The sequence below is a fragment of the Acidovorax sp. KNOB132 genome, assembly GCF_057541515.1.
The window spans coordinates 1-5,641 of record NZ_BAAJYT010000231.1 but is presented as its reverse complement, the minus strand read 5'-3'; the positions used below and the strand labels follow the sequence as shown (position 1 = coordinate 5,641).

Annotated in this window: 5 protein-coding genes and 1 pseudogene; 5 read left to right on the top strand and 1 reads right to left on the bottom strand. The window is 68.3% G+C overall.

The window, feature by feature from the left end:
- The 3 genes from AC27IO_RS19645 to AC27IO_RS19635 form a co-directional block, all read left to right on the top strand.
- On the top strand, window positions 1-1,403 hold a 1,403-nt coding region (locus AC27IO_RS19645; RefSeq protein ID WP_498740302.1), incomplete at its 5' end, for a family 2A encapsulin nanocompartment cargo protein cysteine desulfurase.
- Between the two features lie 261 nt (window positions 1,404-1,664).
- Window positions 1,665-2,219 (top strand): NADPH-dependent FMN reductase, encoded by a 555-nt coding sequence (locus tag AC27IO_RS19640; RefSeq protein ID WP_498740300.1) that lies wholly within the window; start codon window positions 1,665-1,667, stop codon window positions 2,217-2,219.
- 123 nt (window positions 2,220-2,342) lie between these two features.
- A complete protein-coding gene (locus tag AC27IO_RS19635; protein WP_498740299.1) occupies window positions 2,343-3,299 on the top strand; it encodes a bifunctional helix-turn-helix transcriptional regulator/GNAT family N-acetyltransferase in 957 nt (318 codons plus the stop codon).
- Between the two features lie 71 nt (window positions 3,300-3,370).
- On the opposite strand, the gene AC27IO_RS19630 is transcribed toward AC27IO_RS19635, so the two are convergent.
- Window positions 3,371-4,015 (bottom strand): FMN-dependent NADH-azoreductase, encoded by a 645-nt coding sequence (locus AC27IO_RS19630; protein WP_317357909.1) that lies wholly within the window; start codon window positions 4,013-4,015, stop codon window positions 3,371-3,373.
- Between the two features lie 136 nt (window positions 4,016-4,151).
- Between AC27IO_RS19630 and AC27IO_RS19625 the strand changes: the two genes are divergently transcribed.
- Window positions 4,152-5,108 carry a LysR substrate-binding domain-containing protein gene (locus AC27IO_RS19625; protein ID WP_498740304.1) on the top strand — a complete coding sequence of 319 codons (957 nt, stop codon included), beginning with the start codon at window positions 4,152-4,154 and terminating at the stop codon, window positions 5,106-5,108.
- A gap of 298 nt (window positions 5,109-5,406) precedes the next feature.
- Window positions 5,407-5,641: pseudogene (locus tag AC27IO_RS19620) on the top strand (RBBP9/YdeN family alpha/beta hydrolase); the annotation flags it as partial.

Here is a 5,641-nt window from a genome sequence, read left to right as displayed (position 1 = left end):
AGCCGCAGGCTGCGCATGCGGGCCACGCCCCGGCCGCACCGGCCGGCCTGGCGGCTGCGCCGTCGTCCGATCCGAAGTTCTACTTCGTCGACGCGGTGGTGCTGCCCAGCGGCCATGTCACCCCGGCCAAGCCCGCGCCGCACGGTACGGTGCCGCTGGCAGGCCAGGGGCAGCACCCGCCGTTCGACGTGCACGCCATCCGGCGCGACTTTCCCGTGCTGTCCGAGCGCGTGAACGGCCGCCAGCTGGTGTGGTTCGACAACGCGGCCACCACGCACAAGCCGAAGGCGGTGATCGACCGCATCAGCCACTTCTACGCGCACGAGAACTCGAACATCCACCGCGCGGCGCATGAACTCGCCGCCCGCGCCACGGACGCCTATGAAGGCGCCCGCCAGCGCGTGAAGACGTTCATCAACGCGCCCGACGTGAACGAGGTGATCTTCGTGCGCGGCACCACCGAGGCCATCAACCTGGTGGCCAAGAGCTGGGGCGGCCAGCACGTGGGCGAGGGCGACGAGATCATCGTCAGCCATCTGGAGCACCACGCCAACATCGTGCCCTGGCAGCAGCTCGCTGCCGCCAAGGGGGCGAGGCTGCGCGTGATTCCGGTGGACGACTCCGGCCAGGTGTTGCTCGATGAATACCAGAAGCTCCTGAACGACCGCACCAAGATCGTCGCCGTCACGCAGGTCTCCAACGCGCTGGGCACCGTGGTGCCGGTCAAGGAGATCGTGGCGCTGGCCCACCGTGCGGGCGCGAAGGCGCTGGTCGATGGCGCGCAGTCGGTCTCGCACATGCGGGTGGACGTGCAGGACATCGGCGCGGACTTCTTCGTGTTCTCGGGCCACAAGGTGTTCGGGCCGACCGGCATCGGCGTGGTCTGGGGCAAGCGCGAAGTGCTCGAAGACATGCCCCCGTGGCAGGGTGGCGGCAACATGATTGCCGACGTGACGTTCGAGAAGACCGTGTTCCAGCCGATCCCGAACAAGTTCGAGGCCGGCACGGGCAACATCGCCGACGCGGTGGGCCTGGGCGCGGCGATCGACTACGTGAACCGCGTGGGCATCGAGAACATCGCGCGCTACGAGCACGAGCTGCTGGTGTACGGCATGCAGCAGTTGCGCGCCATCCTGGGCGTGCGGCTGATCGGCACGGCCGACGACAAGGCCAGCGTGATGTCGTTCGTGCTGGCCGGCTACTCGACCGAGGAAGTGGGCAAGGCGCTGAACGACGAAGGCATCGCCGTGCGCACCGGACACCACTGCGCGCAGCCCATCCTGCGGCGATTCGGCGTGGAGACCACCGTGCGGCCGTCGCTCGCGTTCTACAACACGTTCGACGAGATCGACCGGCTGGTGCATGTGGTGCGCCGCCTCGCCGGCCAGCGCCGCGCCGGGTAGGACAAGCGCGCGTTTGCGCCAGACCCCGCACCCCCGGATGCTGCGCTGCAGCGCCGGGGGTGTTTAGCTTGAAAAGGGCGCGAGCGCAATCAATACTAGGGCATATAGCTACAAAAATAATAGCAAATGGCGTTTTGGCGTTCCTCGAAAGCGGGCCCTGAAGGCGCCGAGCGCAGCGCTGGAACGCCGCAGGCCGTGTCTATCATGGCCCGTTGCGGCCCCGCGCCGTCCCGTCTTTTGGCTGTTTCACAAGGAGTGCTCATGGACCAATACCAGATCGCCGTCATCGTCGGCAGTCTCCGCAAGGACTCGTTCAACCGCAAGCTGGCCACGGCGCTGGCCCGGCTCGCACCGCCGCACTTCCACTTCACGCAGCTGCGCATCGACGACCTGCCGCTGTACAACCAGGACGACGACGCCCATCCGGCTCCCGCCGTGCTGCGCCTGAAGACCGAGATCGCCCAGTCGCAGGGCCTGCTGTTCGTCACGCCCGAATACAACCGGTCGATTCCCGGCGTGCTCAAGAACGCGCTGGACCACGCATCCCGCCCCTATGGGCAGAGCGCCTGGGGCGGCAAGCCGGCCGGCGTGATCGGGGTATCGATCGGCGCCATCGGCACGGCCATGGCCCAGCAGCACCTGCGCAACGTGCTGGCTTACCTCGACGTGCCCACGCTGGGCCAGCCCGAAGCCTTCGTTCAAGCCAAGGATGGCCTGTTCGATGACGACGGCAACATCGGCGAGGCCAGCCGCCAGTTCCTGCAGGGCTGGGTCGAGAAGTACGTGGCCTGGGTCAAGCAGCACGCCAAGCTCTGACCAGCCGCTGGTTTTCAGCGCCTCCAGTCCGGCCCCACTGTGATGGGTGGCCGGACTTTTTTATTTGCCATTCGCGTTATTGATTGCTAAAGTCAACCAATTGTTTGATGAAGGCAAATGAAAATGGCGTCAGATCCCCAGGTCGCTCCCGCGCCTGTGCCCGTCCCCGCGGCCGCGGTCAAGGCGCTTCGGCAGTTCAACCGGTTCTTCACGCGCCGCATCGGCGTGCTCGACGCCTATCTGGGCAGCGACCTGTCCCTGACCGACGTGCGCGTGCTCTACGAGCTGGCCCACCGCACCGAGCCTGTCGCCACCGACATCGCCAGGGACCTGGGCCTGGACGCCGGCTATCTGAGCCGCATCCTGCGCCGGTTCGAGAAGGCCGGCTGGCTGGAGCGCCGCCCGGGCGCAAAGGATGCGCGCCAGAGCCTGCTGCGCCTGACCGACGCCGGACACACCGCGTTCGCCCCACTGCAGCAGCGCTCGCGCGACGAGGCGGCGGCAATCCTGGCGCGCTTGTCGCCCACGCAGCAGGCCGACGCGCTGGCCGCCATGCAGCGCCTGGAGACGCTGCTGTCTCCCGAACCGGCCAGCCGCCCCCGCCTCGTGGTGCTGCGCGACCCGGTGCCCGGTGACATGGGCTGGGTGGTGCAGATGCATGGCGAAGTCTACTGGCGCGAATACGGCTGGAACCAGTCGTTCGAGGCCATGGTGGCCGAGATCGCCGCGCGATTCGTGCGCGAATTCCAGCCCGGGTTCGACCGGTGCTGGATCGCCGAGGTCGACGGCGAACGCATGGGGGCGGCCTTCGTGGTGCGCGAGTCCGACACCACCGCCCGGCTGCGCATGCTGATCCTGGCGCCCCAGGCTCGGGGCATGGGACTGGGCGGCCGGCTGGTGGACGAGTGCATCGCCTTCGCGCGGGGCCAGGGCTACGCGGAGATGACGCTGTGGACCAACAGCTGCCTGGCCGCGGCCCGCCACCTGTATGCGCAGCGCGGCTTCACGCTCGTGGCCTCGGAACCCTACACCGCCTACGGCCAGTCCCTGGTGGGCGAGACCTGGACGCGTGCGCTGTAGGCGCCTTGCGGCGCACGCAAAAAAGCCGGCGCAAGGCCGGCTTTCTGGTGACTGCGCAGTTGTCCGGTGGATCAGGCGGCTTCGGCCACGGCTTCCTGGCGGGATTGCGCCACGTGTGCCCGGATGTCGGAATCCGCGCTGTCCAGGGCCTTGGACTTGGCGTCCGGTCCCATGGCCACGCCTTCGGCGCGCACGAAGCGCACGTCGGTGATGCCGAAGAAGGCGAACACGGTCTGCAGGTAGCTCTCCTGGTGTTCCATGGCGCGGCCGGCATCGCTCGTCGAATACACACCGCCGCGGCTGGAGGCGACGATCACCGTCTTGCCCTTGGCCAGGCCCTGCGGGCCAGCGGCGGTGTAGGTGAACGTGCGGCCCGGCTGGGCGATGCGGTCGATCCAGGCCTTGAGCTGCGTGGGAACGCCGAAGTTGTAGAGCGGCGCGCCGACCACGATCACATCGGCCGCCAGGAACTGGCTCACCAGTTGTTCGGACACGGCGTTTTCACGGCGCTGTGTTTCACTCAGGCCTTCGGTCTGGCCGGTGCGCGGCGCCATGGCCTCCATCGTGAAATGGGCCGGTGCCTGGGCGACCAGGTCCAGGTGCTGCACTTGCGTGCCGGGATGGGCCTCGACCCACGCCGCCACGGTGCGGGCGGTGAGTTGGCGCGAGACGGACTGTTCGCCGGTGATGGCGGAATCGATGTGCAGCAGTTGCATGGAAGGTTCTCCTCAAGATGGGGGCCGCACCCGGTGTGCAGCGTTGGATAGATTGTGCAGATGAGCGCATTGATTGATAAGCAGGTCACTTTGCGATAGATTGTTCTATGGGTGGAACAATCTGCGAGGGATGACGGTGCAAGATCTCAACGACATGCTGTATTTCGCCGAGGTGGTCGAGCGCGGTGGATTCGCCGCCGCGGGCCGGGCGCTCGGCATCCCCAAGTCGCGCCTGTCGCGCCGCGTCTCCGATCTGGAGGCACACCTGGGCGTGCGGCTGCTGCAGCGCACCACGCGCAAGCTGTCGCTCACCGAGGTGGGCGAGGCCTATCTGCGCCACTGCCAGGCCATGCGCGAATCGGCGCAGGCGGCGGCCGACACGGTGGCCCACGTCCAGGCCGAGCCGCGCGGCACGATCCGTGTGGTGTGCCCCGTCACGATCGCACAGACCCTGCTGGGCGAGATGATGCCGGTGTTCATGGCGCGGTATCCGCTCGTGCGGGTGGAGATCCAGGTGAGCAACCGCGTGGTCAACCTGGTGGAGGAGGGGGTCGACGTGGCGCTGCGCGTGCGGGCCAAGCTGGACGACAGCGGCAGCATGGTCATCAAGCGGCTGGGCGAGGGCGACCTGCTGCTGGTCGCCAGCCCCGCGCAGCTGGCGCGCCAGGGCACACCGCACACGCTGGAGGAACTGTCACGCATGGACAGCATCGCCATGTCCGCCGCCGACGGCCGTGCTTCGCTGCGGCTGGTGGGCCCCGGAGGGCAGGAGGCCGTGTGGCAGCACAGCCCGCGCTATGTGGCCGACGACCTGCTCACGCTCAAGTTGGCCGCGCAGGGCGGCGTGGGCATCTGCTGGCTGCCCGACTACATGTGCCAGGACGAGCTGCGCAGTGGCCGGCTGGTGCATCTGCTGCCTGACTGGGCCCCGGAGCGCGGTGTGATGCACGCGGTGTTTCCCTCCCGCCGCGGCCTGACGCCCGCGGTCCGGCGGTTTCTGGACTTTCTGGGCGAGACGCTGCAAGGCGCGACGACGGCGGCGCCGGCATCCGATACCGAGGGCCTCGGCAGCGCCGCATCGATCGCTTCTTAAGATCAATTCGCGATTAATTCAAAAGAATATATTCGTTTGGGTTTTAAGGGCGGAATCGCAGAATGGGCCGCATCCACCGTTGAGGAGCCTGTTCCATGGCCACTGCACTGTCGTTCCGCACCTCCTGTGGGGTTCGAATCCTTCCGTTGTTCCATCCCCTGGCCACCGTGCCCCGCCGGCCATGAGCAGCAGCGCACCCACGTCTTTGTCCGCATCCGGGCGGCCGGTCGGCCGGCTCGACGGCGCAGCGCCGCAGGCGGCCCCGTCCGCACGCACCGCTGCGGGCAGCCCGGTCTCGGTGGTCATCGTCCCGGGCTGGCGCGATTCCGGACCCGGCCACTGGCAGAGCCTGTGGGCGGAGCGGCTGCCCGGCGCACGGCGCGTGGTGCAGGACGACTGGGTCACGCCCGCGCGGCGCCTGGGTGGCGGCGCTGGAGCGCACCGTGCTGGAGGCGCCGCACCCGGTCGTGCTGGTGGCGCACAGCTTGGGCTGCATCACCGCGACGCACATGGGCGAGCCGGCCGCCGCCGGG

Bases quoted from the DNA above. Each gene is read 5' to 3' on its own strand.
- AC27IO_RS19630 (WP_317357909.1), bottom strand. From the start codon at position 4,015: ATGCAACTGCTGCACATCGATTCCGCCATCACCGGCGAACAGTCCGTC.
- AC27IO_RS19635 (WP_498740299.1), top strand. From the start codon at position 2,343: ATGGCGTCAGATCCCCAGGTCGCTCCCGCGCCTGTGCCCGTCCCCGCG.
- AC27IO_RS19640 (WP_498740300.1), top strand. From the start codon at position 1,665: ATGGACCAATACCAGATCGCCGTCATCGTCGGCAGTCTCCGCAAGGAC.